Source organism: Paraburkholderia agricolaris, assembly GCF_009455635.1.
Taxonomy (GTDB): domain Bacteria; phylum Pseudomonadota; class Gammaproteobacteria; order Burkholderiales; family Burkholderiaceae; genus Paraburkholderia; species Paraburkholderia agricolaris.
Genome location: NZ_QPER01000002.1, coordinates 2435201 through 2456819, shown reverse-complemented (window position 1 = coordinate 2456819; position 21619 = coordinate 2435201). Strand labels below are relative to the sequence as shown.

The window sequence follows — 21619 nt, the reverse complement described above, 5'->3', positions numbered from 1 at the left end:
ACGGTTCACTGTCGCGCCCCAATGCCAATAGGTCAGTGGTAGGTCGTCGTGGACGACTGCAGCTTCGTTAGCGCACCGCGTTTGAATCGAAACCAGCCTTGCGAACCTTGCATCACGACCTCGTCGCCTTGCCAGAACACGCGCTTGACCGTCATGCGCGTGCCACAGCGCTGCACAAGCGGAGGACGTTGGCGCAAGTCGTACAGCACCGGGCCGGAATCGGTCTGCACGAGCATGCGCTCTACAGTGTCATTGTTCTCGGCTATGTCATCGAAATGCGTGAGCGTGTTCGCGCCAAACCGATCGAAAATTTCCTCGTCGAGCATCGCCGCAAAATCGTGATCGGCGCGCACGAATTGCAGTTTGCCCGAGGGCGTGCCGAGCGGGCCGGACGCGTTGCTTTGCGCATGAACGCAAGTCGCGAAAGTGGCAGCCGCGAGCGCGGCGGCGAAGAGTCGTCTCATGTTGCCTTTCAGGTTCAGCGGTGTCTCCGACGAAGGAGTACGACTCGCAATTGTTTCCTGGAAAGATTGTCGTCGATTCTGGTCGGCATGTCGAAGATCGGCAACTGGCCCAACATGGCTTCAGATGGAATTGACGACTGGCCGCATCCAACTCCGACCGGCTTGTCGGCAATCCAGGTGCTTATGTCGAGTGCCCCTGATTGGCCGGTTGTCGGCTATGCCAACTGTTCGCCGAAACCGCTCAAGACGGGTTCGGACCGACCCCCAGGATGCTCATTAATGTCCTCGCGTTTCTCTGCCCCTGGTCCTCGAAACAGTTATTGAAGATCACATGAGTACGGCCCGCCCGCGTCGCGATTGCGCGGATCGACGAGGCCAGTTCGTTCAGTTCGCCGTCGCTATAGTCGTAGTCGAAGCGATCGGCGGCGCTTGCCGCGCCCGTCGCGCCCCACGTCTGCGTATTGCGGCCGTGCAGACGCACCATGGCGAGTTCGGGATGCGTCGCTTCCCACACGGTGTGCACGCGGTTCGTCACTTCCGGCGGGGCGTCGACGATCACGTGGACGAGGCCGCGCTCGCGCAGAAAATCGAGTGTCCATTGCGCGTGCTGATCGTCGAACCAGGTTTGATTGCGAAACTCGACGGCCATCAGATAGTCCGCCATGCGCAGCCGGCACGTTTCGACAAGCGCGAGACCGTCCGGCGAACGGATGATCCACGGCGCGAACTGGAATAGCACCGCGCCGAGACGACCGCTCGCGCGCAGCGGTTCGAGCGCTTCCTGATAGCGCCGCCATAGTTCGTCGAGAATCTCGGCGGAGAGTTCGCCGTAATAGACGTTCTTCTTGCGCGGCCCGGTGATGCCCGCCGGCAACGCCGTCGCGATGTCTTTGGGCAGGACGTCGGGTGAAGTCTGATGGCCGGTGAAGAGGCGAAACGATTTGAAATTGAACGTGAAGCCAACGGGCGTACGCTGGCTCCACAACTGCGAATTGGGTGCTGATGGCAACGCGTAGTATGCCGAATCGACTTCGACGAGCGGAAACTGCGACGCGTAAAAACGCAGCCTTGCTTCCGCGCTGCTGCTGCCGCGCGGATAAAAGCGCTTGCAGGCGATCAGCGTCTTGTCGGTCCAGCCAGCCGTGCCGCATCGGATGTCCATCGGCGGGTCCGTGTGATTTGCGCAAAGGACTCCGCTAGGAGGCCGCCTCCGTGTGATCGAGCCACTCGGCGAGTTGGTGCCGCAACTGCGAGATATCGAGCGGCTTGCCGAGCAGCCGTGCGCCCGGGATGGTGTCGCCGATCTCGGCATTCTCGCCGTAACCCGACACCAGCAACACGCGGATGTCCGGCTGCTGACCGAGCACCGCGCGCGCCAGGTTGTCGCCGGACATGCCGGGCAACGTCAGGTCCGTGAGCAGCACATCGAAGTGTTGCGTGGGCACCAGTGCCAGCGCTTCTTCGGCGCTCGCGACCGCGGTGCAGTCGAAACCCAGCGCACCGAGCAGATCGTTGAGCGCATCGCGCGAATCGGCGTCGTCTTCGACCAGCAGCAGACGAGCCGGTGTGCCGGGCTGGGGGACCGCCGAACTCGTCAGGGAATCCGCCAGCGAGCTCGCGGTGGCGCTTGCGAGCGAACTCTCGATCAAAGGGGCAACCGCATGCGGACTTTCGCGCGGTTCGGATACGCCGGACGAGCCGGCCGGATCGTAGACCGTGCGCGGCACGCAAGGGGCGATGCGTCCATCACCCACGCTGACGACGCCGGCGTTTAGCACGACGCGCACTTTGCGCGCGAGATCGTCGCGCCGGTAGGGTTTGGAGAGCAGCGTGATGCCGGCGTCGAGCTTGCCGTGATGGACGATTTCGTCGCGTGTATAGCCGGAGGTGAAGAGCGTCGGCACCGTGGGCGAGCGAGCCGCCGCGCGCTGCGCCAGTTCCACGCTTTTTACCTGGCCGGGCATCACGACGTCGGTAAACAGCAGATCGATCGGCACGTCGCTATCGATGAACTCGAGCGCCGCATCGCCACTGGATGCAGTCAGCACCTTATAGCCGAGTTGCGCGAGCATTTCGACGGCGGTCAGACGGACATCCGCATCGTCCTCGACCACCAGAATCGTTTCGCCGCCGCCCACCGGCGCCGCAGTCTGATCGGCGGTTTCGACTGTTTCCGGCTCGCAGCAGCGCGGGAAATACAGCGAGACCGTGGTGCCGCGCCCCACCTCGCTGTCGATCACCGTATGGCCGCCGCTTTGTCTGACGAAACCGAACACCATGCTTAAGCCCAGGCCGGTGCCATGACCGTCGGGCTTGGTCGTGAAGAACGGTTCAAACACGTGCTCGAGGATTTCGGGTTTCATGCCGGTGCCCGTGTCGGTCACTGAGAACACCACGTATTCGCCCGGCGAGAGTTCCGGTTCGCCACGGCAGAACTGGGCGTCCAGCACACGGTTCGTCGCGCGCACGGTGAGTGTGCCGTCTGCTCGCATCGCATCGCGGGCATTGATCGCGAGATTGAGCAGGGCGTTTTCGAGCTGGTTGCGATCGACCTGCACATGCCACAGGTCGTCGCTCAATATCGTTTCGATCTTGACCGTTTCGCCGAGCGCCCGGTGCAGCATCTCGCTCATGCCGGCCAGCAGACGGCGCGGGTTCAGCACGGTAGGCGAGAGCGGCTGGCGCCTCGCGAAGGCGAGCAGATGCGCGGCCAGTTTCGCACCGCGTTTGACGGCGTCGGTTGCGGCGGACAAGCGCCGCAAGGTGGCCGGATTGCAGTCCGCATCGGCGGCGAGCATTTGCAGATTGCCGTTGATCACTTGCAGCACGTTGTTGAAGTCGTGCGCGACGCCGCCTGTCAGGCTGCCGATCGCTTCCATTTTCTGGGCCTGGCGCAACTGCTCTTCGGCGAGCGCGCGTGCGGAGACTTCGTCGGCGACGCGTTGTTCGAGTGTTTCGGTCAACTGACGCAGCGATTGCTCGGCGATCTTGCGTTCGTGAATGTCGATCAGCACGCCGGGAAAGCGCGTCGGCTCTCCATGTTCGTCGAACTCGCACTGGCCGTTTGCCTGCACCCACATATAGTCGCCGTCGGGACGGCGAATCCGGTACTCCGCGCGAAACGGCTGGCCGGTGCGCATCGCTTCGATCGTCAAGTGATCGTTGAGCGGCTGGTCGTCGGGATGGATCACTTGCGTCGCGGCATGACGCTCGACTCCTTTCGCGGCCTCGTCCAGCGGAAACGAAAAGGTGCGCGCGAAACGTTCGTCGCCAGTGACGGTGCCGGTGCGCACGTCAAGCACCCAGGTGCCGAGCACGGCGCCGGTATTGAGTGCGAGTTGCAGGCGTTCGTTGGTTTCGTGCAGTTCCGCCTCGGCGCGTTGCCGCCAGCGTTCGGTCAGTACGCGCGTGGTGGTTTCGACGACCATCGCGAGGACGCCCGCGGGGGCGCCGCTATCGTCGGCGACCGGGCTGTAGTAGAGGTCCATCCAGACGTCTTCGGGCTTGCCGTCGCGCAGCAGAACCAGTTCCTTGTCGCGATACGACAGGGTGCCGCCGGCCAGACAGGTCACCATCACGTGACGGTTGAAGTCGGCGACTTCCGGCCAGCCGCGTTCGACTGGACAACCGAGCAGATAGGGATGCCGTCCGCCCGCGAAAATCGCGTAGGCGTCGTTATAGATCATGTAGCCCGGTTTCCCCCATAGGAGCACGAGGGGCACGGGCGACGCGAGCAGCATTTGAACGGCAGCGGTGAGACTGCGTGGCCAGTCTTCTATGGGGCCGAGGCTGGTCGCACTCCAGTCGAATTCGCTGATGCGCCGCGCCATTTCCCCGTTCCAGCCGGGGCAGCCGTGGTCTTGTGCCGGGAATGGCATTGCTGCGCTCCACAGAGTTCACGTCAATGAGTGTGTCCCCACTCTGCCGACGCGCATGGCGCGCGTGGATGCTCAGCAGGAGGTGGGATGAATCTTCTGCTGTGTACCGCGGGGATGAGGCGGCCACGAAGCGGCTGCGCGGCAGCAATAATTGTAGGCTACAACGCCCCCTGTTGGCATAACAGAAGGGGCTCTGCGGGTTTAGCCGAACAATCGGCGCGAATCGCCTCGCAAGTTTTACCTGCATTGGATCGAGTATGTGCGCTGGATCCGGAAAGAAGCGCACGCGTCGCCGGTTTGGGCTGGAGGTCTGTTGCTTGAGTGAGGCATGAGCGGTGCGCCTGGGTGGCGGGAAAGAGTCAGGCGTGTTTCGTGCTGCCCGCTCTTGTTCGCTTGCGCCAACGGGAGCAAGGTGCGGGTTGAGCGCCACACCGGATTCGAACTTCAACAAATGCGGACGCCAGGATGCCGAAGAAAAACATCACACGAAACAAGCTGCCTAAGCCGGAGGTACGGCAGGCGTTATTGACCGCCCGTCGCAACGCCAGAATGGCGCGTTCGGCGCATGCCTATGTGCGCGGCAACACGAGCAAGTTCTACGAATGGCTCGACGGGATGGAGAGCCACACTTTGCCCGAGGGGCCGGCGATCTGGATCTGCGGCGATTGCCATAGCGGCAATCTTGGGCCGGTTGCCGATGGAGAGGGGCGCGTCGAGATCCTGATTCGCGACCTCGACCAGACGGTGATCGGCAATCCGGCGCACGACCTGATCCGCCTTGGGTTGTCACTGGCGACGGCCGCGCGCGGTTCGGACCTGCCTGGCCTGACCACGGTGCACATGATGGAAGCGTTGGCGGACGGCTACGAGCGCGCCTTCGACGAGGCGGCCGGCGAAGCCGATATCCATGCCGAGAAACCGGAGGCGGTGAGGGTCGTGATGAAGGAGGCGGTGCGCCGTTCGTGGCGTCATCTGGCGGAGGAGCGGATTGAGGATGTCGAGCCGACCATTCCGCTTGGCTCGCGTTTCTGGCCGCTGGCGAAGCGTGAGCGGCGCGAGATCGAGGCGTTGTTCGAGAAGGGATCGCTGGCGCGGCTCGCGACGGTATTGCGTGGCGCTGGCGACGGCGCGGATGTCGAGGTGCTCGATGCGGCGTACTGGGTGAAGGGGTGCAGTTCGCTGGGGCGGTTACGGTATGCGGTGCTACTGGATATCGACGGTGCTGCGGTGGATGGTGACGACCTGTGCCTGATCGACATCAAGGAAGCCGCGCAGGCGGCGGCGCCGCGGTATCCAGGCGTGCGCATGCCGCGGGATAACGCCGAACGGGTGGTGGAGGGGGCGCGGCATTTGTCGCCATCGCTGGGCGAGCGGATGCGGGCGGCGCGGTTATCGGATCGGGCTGTTGTGATACGGGAGTTGCTGCCGCAGGATATGAAGTTGACGATTGAGCAGTTGACGCAGGATGAGGCGATGAGAGCTGCGCGCTTTCTTGCGTTGGTGGTGGGGAAGGCGCATGCGCGGCAGATGGATGCGGGGGAGCGCGCGGGGTGGCTTGCGGAGTTGCGGAGGAATCGGTCGAAGACGCTCGATGCGCCGGGGTGGCTTTGGAAGAGTATTTTAGAGTTGGTGAGTAGTCATGCTGTGGGGTATTTGGAGCATTGCCGGCGGTATGCTAATGAGGGGAAATAAGGGATTTTTTTCGCGTGGCGATGGGGGTTGGGCTTTTGGGCTTTTGGCCTTTCCTTGTTTTGTTAGTGGTCTATTAGCGTTCCCCCTGTGCGGGGGGGCACCTACTTTTCTTTGCCTGCCGCAAAGAAAAGTAGGCAAAAGAAAGCGGCTTTACCCCGCCAGCTCATAAGCGGGTCCCCCGCGCAGCCACGGTAGTGGTGCATCTGGAATCCGTGCTCTCGCACACTCCGCGCCGTTGACAAAGGACTCATCAGCTCCCACTCCGCACTACGTGCGTCGCGGACGGGTCTGCCAGGGAAACCTGGCGGGCGATTCGCATAACTGATGGTTTTTTTGAACCGGGCATCGGCGCGCGCAGCGCCGCCGGAGGTATGACTGCCTTGTCACTGAGGCGAAGTGCGCGAGGCGACAGATTCCAGATGTACCACTACCGTGACTGTGCGGGGGACCCGCTTAAGAATTAGCGGTTTAAGCCGCTTTCTCTTGCCTACTTCTCTTTGCGGCGGCAAAGAGAAGTAGGTGCCGCCCCGCACAGGGGCAACGCTAATAGACCACTAACAAAACAAGGAAAGGCCAAAAGACCAACACCAGAACAGACCACCAACACAGCAAGGAAAGCCCAACACGCAAAAAACCAAAAACCAAAACCGCCGAGCAGGCCCCTAATTCGACAACGACAAATACGGCGAACTAAGCGGCGTAGGCGGAAATGGCTGCAACCCCGTCTGCCTGCTAAAACTATACCGCACATAAACCGCCGCAAGCCACTCCCGATACTCATAAGCATTGCCGAGCGACGCAGTCGCCCCAAACGCCAACTGCGGTGCCAGTTGATATTCCCCCACCGCACTAAGCGAATAAGAAAGCCCAGTCTTACTCTGCCCAGGATAAACCGCACCACCATCCACACCCGTGCCAATAAGATTGGCTATCGCCGCCGCAGTAGCCTGGCGGTTGGACCCGTCATTGAGCGGGAAGTAGTTCGACGCGTCCTGACGATAATGCTGCACGCCGATCGACCCCTTCACGTCATAAGTGAACTGCCCATTGCGCCCAGTCCATTCCACCGGCAGATTCAGAATCACATACTGCTGCGGACTGAAGTACCCACCCTGACCGTAGGTGAAGTACGACAGGTTCTTGTTATACCGCATCAGTGTCGTGTTCACGCCGACAGTCAGCGTCTGATCCGCATCCTTGAAGACGCGCGTATAGACTCCGCCGCCGCCCTTGACCGCGTTGTTGCTCGCAACGTTGTAACCCTGGTAGTACTGATACGCGGCATTCACGTACAGGCCACTGGTGCCGTCGTCCCATGCAAGGCTGCCGAGGCCGCCGTTGGAAGTGACGCCGCCCCACTCGAGGCCGGAGCCGGAATCGCGCGCGCCCGCATACGAAAGCAGGCTGTCCGTCACCGCGCGGCGGGCGATAGCCAGCGAATAAGACACCTTGTCGGTGATGCCGCCGTTGTATTGCAGGCCGCCCACGACGGTTTTCTCAGGGAAGCCGAGCGGCGTCACGCCGATATCGCCGCTAAAGCTGCGCGCTTCGTAGCCGAGCGACAAACCCACACCGTTGGCGGTCTGGCTGCCATAAGTGTTGTTGCCGGTGACTGCCGCGATCGCGGATGTGCTATTGGATAGTCCCGCGCCGAATCGCGCAAGCGTCGAGAGATTGCCCGAAGCAGTGCCGGCATCCAGCGTAACCGGCGTGGCGGTCACCACAATGTGGCCGTTGCCCGCCTTGATGCGCCCCTGAATGGGCGCTTCGATATCGGTCAGCGTCGACAGCCCGTCCTCGCCCGAACGGTTGCGGAACACAATCCCGCCCGACACCGTGCTCGATTGCTCGCGATTGACCTGAGCCAGTTCCTCCGCTACACCAAGCGTCTGCGTATTGGCAACGTTCGGTTGCGGGTAGCCGCCGCCATTGCCGTTCGCACCAGGTTGCTGCGGGTAATACGGCTGCGCATAACCGGTCGGCGGCTGCGGAATGTACGGTTGCTGCTGTTGCGCGTAATAACCCGAACCCTGACCCGGATACGGCTGATAGGGTTGCTGAGCGTAAGCCTGCTGCGGCGGAACCGGTTGATAGGGCTGTTGCGCGTAACCCTGCTGCTGCGGATAAGGCTGCTGGCCGTAATAGGGCTGTTGCTGCTGCGGATAAGCTTGCTGCCCATACGGCGCCTGCGCATAGGCCTGCGTGTTGCGATTGCTCTTTGACGCGCTTTGTTTCTTGCTGGCCGAGCGTTTCGTGCTCGCGGACGAATTCGCATAACGCGGCGGCTGCATCGAACCGGCGTTGGCCTGCGCTTCACGCGCGGCGGGCGACATCGGCCATGGCGTGGCCGTATAACCGTCCGGTACCTGCTGCGGGTACTGAGCCTGCTGCGGATAACCACCTTGTTGCGGGTAGCCGCCTTGCTGCGGATAACCAGCCTGCTGCGGATACCCCGGGTTGTACTGCTGCTGCGGGACCTGCTGCATCTGCGGCTGGCCCTGGCCCGGATACGGTTGCAACGGCGCGCCTGACTGGCTCGATCCGTTGCTCCCCTGGCCGTAGCCCCCTGTGTTGACGCCGGGCAGCGGCGCGTTATAAGGCACGGCGGCCGGCGCGGCATTGGGCAAATACGGCTGCGGCGCGGGTGCCGTGTAAGGCGCGACGTAGGGCGCGGGCTGCGTGGGTGGCGGATAGTTCGGCACGGTCTGTGACGGCAAGGAAGACTGCGAGTACGGAAGCGAGGCACGCGCGGCATTGGAGCCGCCGCCGGCAAACGCGGCGTTGTCGGCGTCGCTCGGCGAGATCGTGGCGGTTTTACCTTCGAAGGGATTGGTGCCCGGCAGCGGCGTCGCGCCGATCCGGCGCATCGCGACTTCCCAGCCGCGCGGCACGTTGCTCGGTGCATTGGCGCGTGGCGCGTTGGCCATCAGCGGCGTATTGGCCGCGACCAGCGAGCGCTGCAGATACGTCGACGCGAGTGACAGCTTGCCTTCGGCGCGATACATGCGCCCGACCGTCGCCAGCACGCCCGGGTCACCAGGGGCCGCCGCGAGCGCTTGCCGCGCGAGCGATTCGGCATAGCTGAACTGTTTCGCCCCGGTCGCCGCGGAGATGCCCGCCTGCAGCAGGTTCAGGTCGTCCGGCTTGCGTTGCAGCGCGACGCGGTAACTGGCGAGCGCATTGCGGTCGTCGCCGGCGCTCGAATAGAGGCGGCCGAGGGCGGCTTGCAGATCGGGATTGTCAGGCATCGCCGCCAGCCACGGCGCGATCACGTCATAGGCGCTGGCCAGATCGCCGCGCTGACGCACCGCGTCGCATTGCTTGATGACGATCCCCAGATTCAGATTGCCGAAATCGGTGCGCTGCTGCGGTGTCAATTGCATCGACGCGAGCCGCCGCATCACCATGCCGAGTTCGGCTTCCTGCTGCGTGGCAGACAGAATGCCCGCGTATTGCAGCAGTAAATCGGTATTGCCAGGTGCCGCGTTCATCGCGCTGCGTACGAGGCCCAACGCGCGATTCGGATCGCCGGCCTGCTGATACGCGGCGGCGATCACGCCGATCAGTTCCGGGCTGTTGCCGGCCACCGGCTCGGCCGCTTGCAAGGTCGCCAGCGCCTGTTGCGACTGGCCGTTGCGCGCCATCCGCGTCGCGAGGTCGGCCTGCTGATGCACCCACAAGCGGTGCTGCAAGGTCGTCATCGCGTCAGTGCGCTGCGTGACCGGAATCCGTTCGAGTTGCGCGAGACCGGCTGCCCAGTCCTGGGTTTCCGCCGACAGCAACGCACTCGCGTAGAGCGCGTCGGTCATGTCGGGATGCGCGGCGAGCAGCCCGTCCATCATGCTGCGGGCATTCGCCACCGCGCCCTGGCGCACGTAAATGCGCGCGAGGTCGAGGCGCAGCCAGGGATCGTCGGGATTGTTCAGCAACGCGTCTTCGAACAGGCTGCGCGCGCTGCCGAGATCGCCGCGCGCTTCGGCCGCGCGCGCCTGGGCAGCCTGCGCTTCGCCACGCAGACGGTTGATGCCGCCGGCCTTCGATTGTTGTTCGCTGTTCAACTGATTGGCGAATTGCAGTGCTTCGTCGCCACGGCCTTGTGCAGCGAGCGCGCCGACGAGGCCGCGAATCGCATCGGGATTGTCGGCCTGGCGGCGCAATGCCATTCTGTAGGCCTGCTCGGCGCCGGCCGGGTCGCCATTCGATAGCAGCATCTCGCCGAGCAGCACCTGCGCGGTGACGTCGGACGGATTCAGCGCGATCGCGCGTTCGAACAGCGACTTTGCCTTCGCGAACTCGCCATTGCTGCGCGCGCCGATCGCGTCGCTGGTGTAGGTCCAGTAGGTTGCACTATCGAGCGCGGTTTTCCAGCGCGCCGGATTGCCGCTGCGCGACGCCCGCTCCAGATAGTTGCGGGCTTCGGCAAAGCGTTCCTGCTTCAACGCGGCGATACCCATGCCGCCGAGCGCATCGGTGTCGTTCGGACTATTTGCCAGTACTGATGAAAACTTCGACCGCGCCGTGTCGAGCTCGCCACGGTCGAGCGCGGCGAAACCGTCGGCGATGGTGCGGCCACGAGCATCGACGGCGGCATTTTCCTGCGCACGGTCGCGAGCCGCCTTGTCCTGCTGGACCATCGAATCGAAGCGGGCCTTGACCGCGGCGTCGTCGGGTGAGCCTTGCAGATAGGCTTCGTACGTCGCGGCGTCGGAGGGCCGTGCGTCGAGCCACAACAAGGCTTGCCGCCAGCTCTTTTTCGCCGACGCGCCAACCGTGCTGTCGCCGGCCAGCTTCTGCAGCCGCGCGATACCGTCGCGGCGCGTGGTGTCGCGATAGGTCAGATGCTGTGCGTAGGCGAGGGCGTAGCGCGGGTCGTCGGGGTTATCGCGCGTGAGTTGTTCGAGGCCGCGGCGGGCCTGGTCCCAGCCCTGCGGGGTGGCCGACAGCGCCTGGTAATACTCGAGCTGTAGTTCGGGCGTAGCCGGCTTGCCGTTCAACGCGCGCTGATATTCCTCCACCGCACTCGCGCTTTGACCGCTTTGCGCGAGCCGCCGCGCGTCGTTGACGGTCTGATCACGCAAGCTCGATTCGCCGAGCCGCCGGCCCAGTTCGTCCAGATTCGGATAGTTCGGCGCGACCGCTTTCAGACGCGCCAGATATTGCTGCGCTCCCGCGCCGTCCTTGCGGTCGGCGAGCACCATGCCCATGCCGTAGAGCGCGTCGGGTTGCTTCGGATCGATGCGCAGCACTTTCTGCCACGCCTGTTCGGCGAGGTCGCCGCGGTGATGCGATTGCCAGTACTTGCCCTGATCGATCAGCACGCTCAGCGGGTCTTTCGACGCCTGCGCCAACGCATCAGGCGAGGCCGTCGCCACACCGCACACCACCGTGAGGCTCAGCGCGAACCGCAATGACAACGCGAGGGCGCTCAATCGCATGCATTTCTCCAACTGGGCACGAGACGGCCGGCTTCGTCGAAGCGATAGCGGCCGTCGATAAATCCGGCGCCGAACAAGCCGAGCACACGATCGTAATAGACAGGCTCGCGACCCGGCACATTGGTGTCGAGCACGGCGAGATGGGTGCGCGCAAGGCCGAGGCCGCGCTCGTCGCCGAGTGCCTTGAAGTACGGCGCGAGCGCGCCCCAGTAGCTTAACGGTCCTTCGCCGCTCGCCGTGCCGGTGGTCGACGAAACCTTCTCGGGTGGGATACCGGTTTGCGCCACCTTCGCGCGCATGCCGCCCACCGCCGCAAGCCAGGATTTGGCGAGAGGATCGGCGGACGACGTGAGACCGGCCCACAGGTAGACGCGGATCGCGTCATAGCTGCCCGTGTCGCCTTCTTTCGGATCGACCACGAACTGGCCGTTCTGCCACGCGGCCCAGTCGGGCGTGAAGCCTAGCGGCGAGGTGGTCTTGATCAGCTTGTAGGCGTTGTCGGCGAGCCTGGCCCACGGACCGCCCGGCATTTCCTTCGCCAGCGCGCGCAGCACCGGCAAAGGCAGATAGCTCGGGTTCAGGCGTGTGACACCGCCATTTTTGAAGCCTTGCGGTCCGGGCAGCAGCATCGGGCCGAGGCCCGGCAGCGTGGTCATTTCCTCGCGCGCAATCTGCGCGGCGAGCGCCTGACCGAGTTGCGTGTAACTTGCGTCATGCCACAGGCGGCCGGCTTGCAGCAGATCGTAGGCGATCCACAGGTCGGAGTCGGACGCGGAATTCTGATCGAGCACGCCGAACGAGCCGTCCGGTTTCCTGCCCCAGAGCCACGACGGCAGCCGCACGTTTTGCGCGTCGAACTGATTGCCCGCGAGATTGGCGCGGGTCCAGCCGAGCAATCGGTCGAAGCTCGCGCGGTCGTTCGCGACCAGCGCGAAGAACATGCCGTACGACTGGCCTTCCGAAGTGGTTTTCAGTTGCGGCGACGAATAATCGATCACGCGGCCATCGGCCTGCACGAAGTGTTCGACGAAGATGCGGTACGCCGGCCAGTCGTTATTGCACTGGCCGGGCTGACCAGGCTGGCCTTGCGTCGGCGTGGTCTGGGCCACCCTGGTGAGGCCGGCAAAACTCGTGGCCGCCGCAAGCGCGAGGCCCAGGCCCAACGCGAGCGTCATATAGGTCTTGTTGATTCGAACCCGCATATCAGTCCTATCGGTCCTCTCAGTCTTTCAGGCGGCGCGCGGCGATCGAACGCAGGGTCCGGTAGAACAGGCCCGCGATGATCAGCGCGGCAAGCACGCCGCTCAGCACCAGCAGCAGCGGATGCGACGACAGCGCCCAGCGCAGATACTCCTGCGGCGACAAACGGCCGACATAGTACGCTTCGCCGTTCGACGTGATGGTGACGGTACGGCCGTGGATCACGGCCATCGCGCCTTGAATTTCCGGCAGCACGTCGGCGTCGAGCAGGGCGGCGGACAGATCGGCGTCCGACTGGCCGGCCGCGCTCACCAGCGCGACGGCGCTGCGGTTCTTCTGCAGCGGCGATTCGAAACCGGTCAGGAGCGCGTCGCCGTTCGAACTCACGAGCGTGAGGTCGGCGCGCGCCGGCGAGCGTTCGACACCGCGCTCGCCATGCCACCAGTCCTCGAGCTTGAAGACCACGTCCGACAGCGAGAAGGTGCGCGAATCGCCGTCGCTTGAAAACGGCATCGATTTGGCCCAGCGCTGCAGCAGCGGCTGCTTGCCCGGCGCGCCGAAAATCAGCAGGTCCTTGTTCGCGTACTTGTCGACGTCATCGGCCGTGCCGACGGTGACGCCGTTCACCGGATATCCCGTCGATGCGCCCATGCGGCCCATGGTCAGCAGGTACAGGCTGTAGTCGCTCGAATCGGCGTCGTTCGGCAGGACCACCGCGGTCTCGGAGAGGTCGGCCATGCGGGTGAACGGGAAGCCGCTGTTGGCGAATGCTGCCAGATCGGGCAGCGCCATGTAATGCGGGAACGACGACAGGTCGATGGTCGAGTTCGGATCGATTGAGCCGACTACGTTTTCCAGCAGACGGCCGTGACACTCGCCGGTGTTTGGAATGTCGTAGTAGAAATGCAGGCGCACCTGCGCGCGCGGCGTCAGCAGCAGCGGCGGAATATGGACCGTGCGGCGCGCTTCGGCGGTTTTGTCCGGCAGGACGCGCGCGAAATAATGGCTCAGTTCGAACACCGAGGCCGACTCGGCCGGAATCGGCAGCGACTGCACGAAGCCGTCATTGACGCTGATGTTCAGCGACGACCGGTCGCGCAGCGGACGCACCGTGTAGCGGTAGCGCAGATCGATCGGCGCGCCCTTGGTGTGCCACATGAACAGATCGGGCGGCACGCGCAGGTTCACGCGCACGGCGTCGGCGTCGTAGCCGGACACGCTCAGATCGCGCGGGTCGGCAAGCTCGCCGAAACGCACGGGGCGGTTGGTGGGCAGCCAGTTCGGCGCGTCGTACGGCGCCCGCGGCGCGAGTTCGTTCAGGCTCGTGATCGTCGCGCTCTGGCCGGTCAGCGTGTTCTGGCCGATGCCGAGAGCTCTGGCCGCGGTTTTCAGTTCGGCCTCGGTGCGGCCGAGCACGAGCAGCAGCTTGCCGCGCGCCGGCGCTTCGCGATCCACCACGGCGATCGTCGGGCCGGAGATTGCCGGAATCGTCACGCCGGCCGGGCGTTGGTCGTCAGTGGCGAAAACTACCGCGTTACCCGACAGCGGCGCGTTATCCAGTTGCGCCGGAAATACCGCGCCGCGATAGCCGGCCAGCGCGCCAAACCACGACGCGACGATGCCGCCCGCTTCGAGTGTGCCGGCGCCGGGTTTTTGCGGGAACACGAACGGCAGCTCGAGGCGGCGCACATCGCGGCGGTCGAAGAACGGCTGCGGCAATGCCGCGAGATCCGGCTTGCTGGCGAGCGACGCATAGGTCAGGTCGAGCGAACTGGCATTGCTGACGGTGGCCCATAGCGACGAATTCGCCGGGTCTTCGCAACTCGTCGTGTAGTGACCGATCAACTGCACGTTCAGGTGATTGAATTCGGTGATGAAGCGCGGATCGACCGAGACGTCGCGCGCCACCAGCATGCCGGCCTGTTCGCGTGGCACCGGCAGTGTCGCGGCGACTTCGCCGTTCACCAGCACTTTCAGCTGGGAAATATTCGCGAGCAGCGCGGGCGAGTAGCTGTAGACCAGATGCAGGATCGCGCCGGTCACCACTTCGTCGCCGCGCACGGAGAACGCGACGCCGTTCTGGCCGTCGGTGCCGCGCAGTTGCAGCGGATCGCGCGCGCCGAGGTCGGCGAAGGTGAGCGTTTGACGGCGGCCGCCCGGCACCAGGGTGCCCGGTTCGGCGGTGGTGGGCGTTCTGAGACCTAAGGCTTTTGCCGACGAAGCGGCGAGCGCCGGCGTGGGTGTGGCCAACTGTGCTTGTGTGATCGCGGTCGGATCGTAAGGCACGGCCGGGCTCGGCGCGGGCACGCTGCCCACTCCGGTGGCGACGCGCGCAGCCGGCGCGCCTTGCCCTTGCTGAGCCTGGGCCGCGACCACCTGGCCGGCTTGCGCCGCGCTCGCGCCGCTCATTGCCGCCGCGATCACTTCGGCGGCCGATGCCAGCGGCGCCGTCAACGCGGTCTGCAACGCGAGCCAGCAGGCAAGTCCGCGCATCAACCCTTGCGAGCGAGGGCGCCCCGCCAGACGCGCCTGCGCTTTCATCCCACCGCGCTCGTGATGCGAGCGTTCGACGTTTGACTTCGCCATCCTGTTGCCCATAGATCAGTCTTTGGTTTTTAGCTTCTTGACGTCCACCGGACGGCTTTTCATCGAGCTTCGAAGGTCGGCATAAAGATGCTCGAAAAGACCCACGATGCCGCGCGCGCCGACCGACAGCACATGCGACAGACCGCGCAGCGGCGTGTCCTGCTGACGCCCTTCGGCCCAGCCGGTCCACGCGTCGGCGCGCGCGAAGGTGGTCTTCACGAACTCGTACTCCTGCTCGCGCGTCAGCGTCGCGAAGCGCAGGCCCACGCGGCCCGGCTCGGTGAAGCCGACCGTGGCGGGGAAGGTGTATTCCTCGTCGCCGCGAAACAGCGACACGGTCACGCGCTCGTGGATCGGCACCTCGATTTTGCCGGGCAGCGCCACGCCGACCCCGCCTTCCGAGTAGTCGATGGTTTCGCAGGCCAGCGTGCGGCCGGTCGAGAATTTCAGCATCACGGGCATTTGCATCGCCACGCGGTGCACCGCGCGAATCTGCCGGCGCTCGCTCGCCGCGGCCACGCTCGCGCCGAGAATCAGCATGTTGTAGGTGGTCCAGCCGAGGTTCAGGATGGTCGTGTTCACCACGCTGCGGATGTGCCAGTTCAGATAGATATGCACGATGCCGACCACGAAGCCGATCAGGTTCAGCAACAGCAGGAACAGATACGGCCGCGAGATCGCCCAGTCGAAGTAGTTCTTCTCGATCTGGCCGCCCTTGGCTGTCACGTTGAACTTGCCGAGCTTCGGGTTGATCAGTGCGAGCAGCGTGGGCGCGGTGATGTAGGAGGCCAGCACCGATTCGTACACTTCGGCCCAGAACGAATGGCGGAACGAGCGCTGCATCCGCGAGTTGGTGATGCTCGCGTGCATCATGTGCGGCAGCGCGTAGATCGCGATCGTGCTGGCGGCGGCTTCGATCACATGCGCGCCGAAGAACAGATACGACAGCGGCGCGGTGAGGAACACCAGGCGCGGGATGCCGTAGAAGAAGTGCATCATCGCGTTCAGATAACAGAGCCGCTGGCCGATTTTCAGACCCTTGCCGGTCAGCGGATTGTCGATCCGGAAAATCTGCGTCATGCCGCGCGCCCAGCGAATCCGCTGGCCGATGTGGCCGGAGAGGCTTTCGGTGGCGAGGCCTGCTGCCTGCGGAATCGCCAGATAGGCGGTGGTGTAGCCGAGGCGGTGCAGCTTCAACGCGGTGTGCGCGTCTTCGGTGACCGTTTCCACGGCGATGCCGCCGATCTCTTCGACCATGCTCCGGCGCAGCAGCGCGCACGAGCCGCAGAAGAAGGTGGCGTTCCACAGATCGTTGCCGTCCTGCACGAGGCCGTAAAACAGTTCGCCTTCGTTCGGCACCTTGCGGAAGGTGCCGAGATTGCGTTCGAACGGATCGGCGGAGAAGAAGTGGTGCGGCGTTTGCAGCATCGACAGCAGCTTGTCGCGCAGGAACCAGCCGAGGCCGATCTGCAGGAACGAGCGGGTCGGAATGTGATCGCAGTCGAAGATCGCGAGGTATTCGCCCTGGGTGATCTTCAACGCTTCATTGATGTTGCCGGCCTTCGCGTGGCGGTTGTGCGTGCGGATGGTCCAGTTGACGCCGACTTCCTCGCAGAACGCCTTGAACTCGGGACGGCGGCCGTCGTCGAGCACATGGATCGAGATTTTCTCGGCCGGATAGTCGAGCGCGAGCGCGGCGTAGATGGTCGGTTTCACCACCGAGAGCGGCTCGTTGTAAGTCGGGATGAACACGTCGACGCTCGGCCACTGGTCGCGTGAAGCGGGCAGCGGCATCGGCGTGCGCTTGAGCGGCCACGCAGTCTGAAAATAGCCGAGCAGCAGCACGATGGTCGAATAGACCTCGGCCGAGACCAGCAACAGACCCCACGCGGCGTCGAGCGGATGTTCCCAGTAGGTTGTCGACGTGAGCCGCCAGTACATATAGCGGCCCGAGGTGACCACCGAGAGCATGATCATCACCATCGTCGCGTAACGGCCGGGCATACGGCGGAACCACAGCGCGGTGAGGAAGCAGCAGGTCGCGAAAGTCAGTTGCTCGTAAAACGCGAGCGGCACCGTGAACACGAAGTACAGCATCACCAGCGCGAACAGTGTGACCAGACCGGTCACGATCCGGCTGTTCCAGAACCGGGCGTCGGCGAAGCGTTCGAGCCGCGACGGCTCGGCGCCCTCGAGGCCCTGCGAAGAAGGCGTGCTCATGCGACGTTCCCCGGCGAGACGGCGATCGCATCGACCGCCGTCATGAGCCAGTTGCCGCACGAACGAAAATCCGCGGCCGCCTGGCTGAGTGGATCGTAGTGAATCAGCGTGGTGTCGCACGCGAGCGCTTCGCTCACGCCTTCGTCCAGATGGATCACGCCCGGAAAGAGCCTGTCGCCGAGCATCTGGCGCAGGACCTTGAGGACGTCTTTGGTCAACTGGCGCGACTGGTCGATCTGGTTGATCACGTAGCCCACGCCGCCGAACTCGGGGCGCGGTGCCGCGTAGGTGTCGATCAGCCGTTCCATTAACGGAATGGCCGCATACGAAGCCGCGTCGGCGAGCACCACGTTCAGCGCGAAGGTGGCCGCGCACAACGCATTACGCACGTACGCGGACGAACCCGGCGGCGTATCGATGATGACGATGTCGGACGGGTCGAGCCGCAGCGCTTGCAGCGACTGCGCGAGCCAGCCCGGCTCCTGGTCGATATAGGCTTCGAAGCGGCGGCGGTCGTCTTCGATCAGCGCGCCGTAGGGCAGCACCGTCACGCCATCTACGCCGTCGAACATCACCGTTTGCCATGGATCGCCTGTCAACGTGGCGCGCGACAAACCGTCGATGCTGTCGAGCGGCACGCCGAAATGCAGGCGCAGCGCGTTCTGCGGATCGAGGTCGAGCGCGATCACGCGCCGGCCGCCGGCGGCCAGCACGGAGGCGAGATTGGCGGCGAGGGTGGTTTTACCGACCCCGCCTTTGGCGGACACGACCGCAATGACTTTCATGAGCGACGAGGGCCGTTGACCAGCCACGAGTTGGAGGCGCCGGGCGTAGCCGCGCGCGATGTGCCGGCCGGCGCCGGCGCTGTTTGAGCGGCGGTGCCGCGCAGACGGTCGAAGACCGATTGCAGCGGCGCGGATTCGCCCGGATTGCCGGCTGTGGGTTGCTGCGGCGCGGGTGCGGCTTGAGTGGCGAACAGTTTGCCGAGGATCGACGCGGGTGGCGTGGGCGCCGCCGGCGCGGTTGGGTAGGCGTGAGCGGGGGCCGGAGTGTGCGCTTGAGCGGGCGCCTGCGCCCATGCTGCGGGTGCTTGCGCCCAGGCGGGTGCGGGGGCACGGGGCGCCGTCGGGTTGAGTGGCATGCTCGCCATAGCTTGCGTGACAGGCAGCGCCGGTGTGCGGAACTGGCCTAACGGCGCAATACTGGCAGGCGGCACGGCTGCGCGAGCCGGTGCCGTGGCAACCGGCGGTATCGATAGCGGTGGTGGGGCGACGGCTGGCGCGGCCTGCCTCGCCAAGGGCGTCGCCGCGTCGGTCCGTGTCACGGCCGGTGCGACCGGTGCTGTCGGCACTGTTGGTGCTGTTGGTGCGGCCGGTGCTGTTTCCGCGGCGGGTGACGCCGTGGTGCCGTCGTTCGTTTCGAGCGCGCCGAAACGCGATGCGCCGCTCGGCGCGGCAGATTTGGCGGCAACGACGACAGGCGGGATGTCCCGCCGGTGTGATCGTGTAAACAGCGGCGCCTTCGCCCGCGTGACCGAGGCGGCGTCTTTGGGCACGTCGTCCTGACGATCGGCAGCCGCTGCCGCTGCCGCTTCCTCGGCCGCCTTCCGGGCCGCTTCTTGTGCCAACGTCTCGCTATCCGCCTCGCGGCGTTGCCGGATCGCCGGGATCGTGGGCTGCGTCAGATCCAGCGTCACCAGCAACGGCCAACGCGTGCGCGCCGAACGCGCCTCGTTCTCACGGCCGATTTCCTGGTATGCGTTGGCGTCGCCCCCAAAATGATCGAACAGTTTCTCGATGTCGCTCGATGAACTCATAGTGCCGCCGTGTTTTTAATGAACTGCCTGACTTGCTTGACCTGCATGACCTGCCTTAAGCCAAACCACCCACCTGCTCGCCGCGCCAGCAATGCTGGCGCCGCCACTTCACGCGCACCGGTCTGGCGCGTTCCTCTACTGCCTGTTGCCTGGGACTCTCTGCCGGCCGCAAGCCGGTGTCCGCCGGCTCATGCCTGATGGTTCAAACCCACGCTTGGCCCAGCGGGACCCTCAAGCCGGATGCCGCCCCAGCCGAAACTCGATCGCGGTGTCCGCGCCGAACTCGCTCGTTTGCACGACCGACAAACCTTGCGCGCCCAATGCGCTCAACCAGGTCTGATAAACGCCTTCGAGAAATGCGGGGGTCCATGCGAGCGCCGGATTGCCGAACGCCTGCAGCGGCGCACAGTAATGCACGATGCGCAAAGATTCAGCTTCGTCGGACAGTTCGACGTAGCCCCAATCCATGTCCTGCCAGAGCAGATTCAACGCATGAGCGAGTTCCGCCGTGGACCCGCAAGCGGGTAATTGATGCGCCGCGGCAAACCGGGAGCCGACGCGGTACATCAGTTGGCGCAGTTCGTCGCGGCCGATCTGCGCTTCGAACTCCGTTGCCAAGGCGCTCAGCATGCCGCGCCATTGCGGCGAGATCTGACGTTCCAGCAGGTAATCGAGAATTGGGACCATATTTTCCGGGAAATGGCCGTTGCTTCAGCCGTGTATGAAAACGGGCGCCGACGGTTGAATGCAAATGAACGTGTTACGGAAGGCCGCGCGTTGCACGCGTCCCAGGTTACTTTTACCGAACTGTCTAGTCTGTCCGCCACACTTCGCAGGAGTCTACTTAAGACATTAACTTTTAGCCACTTTACATTCGTCTGCGTTATACACGCAAACGATTGCCCCAAGTTTCTCGCCACCCCGTAATACTTACGTCATTTTTGCGGCCTCAACTTTCATCCGGGCCGGTAAGCTTACGAATTTGCGCGGCGCTATCGCGCATGCAACGGGGAAGTCGTGCAGACAGCAGGAACGCGGCGTGCCGTGACGATGCCGTCTGACTCAAGACAATAATGTTCAATCCACTCACTATTCTGGTTGTCACGGTTTTGTCGAGCGCCATGGCGATGGCCGTGCTCGGCTCACTATGGCGCGCGGCGATACCTGGCGTCGGCTACTGGATCTCGGCCAATGCGGTCGCGATCGCGGCGCTCCTTGCTTTTGCGTTGCAAGGACACGGCCCGCACTGGCTGACTATCGTGGCGGCCAACGAACTGCTGGCTATCTCGCTGCTGCTGGTGGTGGAAGGCTGCTATCGCTTTCTGGGCCGCCGCACGCGGCCATGGGCGTGCTACGCCGGCGTGCTTGCCGTGTTGATCGGCATAACTTACTGGACCTTTGTCTCGCCCGATTTCAGCGCCCGCGTGACCGTGGTATCGGCGTATCACGCGGGCCTCTACGCGATGCTCGCCGTCATGATGCTGCGCTACCGTCCGTCGAACCGGCCACGCTATTGCTACTACTTCCTCGCGGTAGCGTCGGTACTCTTATGCGCGGGGCATCTCTCGCGTGGTGTCATGTACAGCTTCGGCATGCTGCTGCAGACCAGCTTGCTGCAGGTGACGCCAGGCAATGTGGTATTTCTCGCCATCGGTATCCTCGCGCCGCCGTGCCTTTCGATTGGGGTTGTGATGCTGGCGCACGATCGTCTCGCCGAGCGGCTCGAGCGGCTTGCCAATGTCGACGATCTGACTGGCGCGCTATCGCGGCGCGCCTTTCTGGCGATCGGCGAGGCGCTGCCGGGGGCGACGCCGCGCACCGGCTCGCCGGTGGCGATGGCCATTATCGACATCGATTCGTTTAAAGCGGTCAACGACCACTATGGCCACGCTGCCGGCGACCAGGTGTTGAGCCATTTCGCCGCGTTCGTCAGCGCCAATCTGCGGGGCGGTGATGTGTTCGGGCGGCTGGGCGGGGAAGAGTTTGGCGTGCTGTGCCCGGCAACCACCAGCGCCGAGGCAGTGCGTTTAATGGATCGTCTGCGGGCGCGGCTAGCGTCGGCCGCGCCGGGGGAGTTGCCGCGTGGACTGAAATATACCTTCAGCGTCGGCGTGGATCAGCACCGGCCCGGCGAATCGCTTGCCCAGCTGATGGCGCGTGCCGACGGCGCGTTGTATGCCGCCAAGGCCTCGGGACGCAACCGGGTGATGGCCGCATAGCCGCTTACGGGGCGGGACACAATTCTATTTGCGGACAGGGCATAAATATTTGTCAGACGGTTGCCGTTATACATGGGCCAAGTGACCGGAGCCAGCCTGATAACTATCA

The 21619-nt window shown here is 64.3% G+C and carries 12 protein-coding genes; 2 read left to right on the top strand and 10 right to left on the bottom strand.

The genetic code is table 11. The features are described from left to right. Positions 1-32: 32 nt before the first annotated feature. The 3 genes from GH665_RS32265 to GH665_RS32255 form a co-directional block, all read right to left on the bottom strand. Positions 33-464 (bottom strand): hypothetical protein, encoded by a 432-nt coding sequence (locus GH665_RS32265; protein ID WP_153141176.1) that lies wholly within the window; start codon positions 462-464, stop codon positions 33-35. A gap of 241 nt (positions 465-705) precedes the next feature. Then, the gene (locus GH665_RS32260) at positions 706-1626 is read right to left on the bottom strand and encodes a DUF72 domain-containing protein (RefSeq protein ID WP_153141175.1); all 921 of its coding nucleotides are present in this window, start codon (positions 1624-1626) and stop codon (positions 706-708) included. 34 nt (positions 1627-1660) lie between these two features. Further along, complete coding sequence (locus tag GH665_RS32255; RefSeq protein WP_153141174.1) at positions 1661-4342, bottom strand: response regulator; 2682 nt, start codon at positions 4340-4342, stop codon at positions 1661-1663. Between the two features lie 465 nt (positions 4343-4807). On the opposite strand from GH665_RS32255, the gene GH665_RS32250 reads away from it, so the two are divergent. Next, positions 4808-6034 (top strand): DUF2252 domain-containing protein, encoded by a 1227-nt coding sequence (locus GH665_RS32250; RefSeq protein ID WP_153141173.1) that lies wholly within the window; start codon positions 4808-4810, stop codon positions 6032-6034. Between the two features lie 662 nt (positions 6035-6696). Here GH665_RS32250 and GH665_RS32245 read toward each other — a convergent pair. From GH665_RS32245 to bcsD, 7 genes are all read right to left on the bottom strand, one after another. Then, entirely contained in the window at positions 6697-11469 is a 4773-nt protein-coding gene (locus GH665_RS32245; protein ID WP_153141172.1) for a cellulose synthase subunit BcsC-related outer membrane protein, read from the bottom strand. Then, entirely contained in the window at positions 11460-12671 is a 1212-nt protein-coding gene (bcsZ, locus tag GH665_RS32240; protein ID WP_153141171.1) for a cellulose synthase complex periplasmic endoglucanase BcsZ, read from the bottom strand. The genes GH665_RS32245 and bcsZ overlap by 10 nt, the downstream gene beginning before the upstream one ends. A 19-nt stretch (positions 12672-12690) precedes the next feature. Further along, positions 12691-15267 carry a cellulose biosynthesis cyclic di-GMP-binding regulatory protein BcsB gene (gene bcsB / locus GH665_RS32235; RefSeq protein ID WP_153141170.1) on the bottom strand — a complete coding sequence of 859 codons (2577 nt, stop codon included), beginning with the start codon at positions 15265-15267 and terminating at the stop codon, positions 12691-12693. A 3-nt stretch (positions 15268-15270) separates the two neighbouring features. Further along, a complete protein-coding gene (gene bcsA / locus GH665_RS32230; RefSeq protein WP_153141169.1) occupies positions 15271-17475 on the bottom strand; it encodes a UDP-forming cellulose synthase catalytic subunit in 2205 nt (734 codons plus the stop codon). After that, on the bottom strand, positions 17472-18260 hold the full coding sequence (bcsQ, locus tag GH665_RS32225) for a cellulose biosynthesis protein BcsQ (protein WP_153141168.1): 789 nt from the start codon (positions 18258-18260) through the stop codon (positions 17472-17474). Before bcsQ ends, bcsA begins: the two co-directional genes overlap by 4 nt. Beyond that, positions 18257-19291: a cellulose biosynthesis protein BcsP gene (gene bcsP, locus GH665_RS32220; RefSeq protein WP_153141167.1), complete on the bottom strand. Its 1035-nt coding sequence runs from the start codon at positions 19289-19291 to the stop codon at positions 18257-18259. The genes bcsQ and bcsP overlap by 4 nt, the downstream gene beginning before the upstream one ends. 231 nt (positions 19292-19522) lie before the next feature. Continuing rightward, positions 19523-19978 (bottom strand): cellulose biosynthesis protein BcsD, encoded by a 456-nt coding sequence (bcsD, locus tag GH665_RS32215; RefSeq protein ID WP_153141166.1) that lies wholly within the window; start codon positions 19976-19978, stop codon positions 19523-19525. Positions 19979-20364: 386 nt separating this feature from the next. Between bcsD and GH665_RS32210 the strand changes: the two genes are divergently transcribed. Further along, positions 20365-21510 (top strand): GGDEF domain-containing protein, encoded by a 1146-nt coding sequence (locus tag GH665_RS32210; RefSeq protein ID WP_153141165.1) that lies wholly within the window; start codon positions 20365-20367, stop codon positions 21508-21510. Positions 21511-21619: the final 109 nt, after the last annotated feature.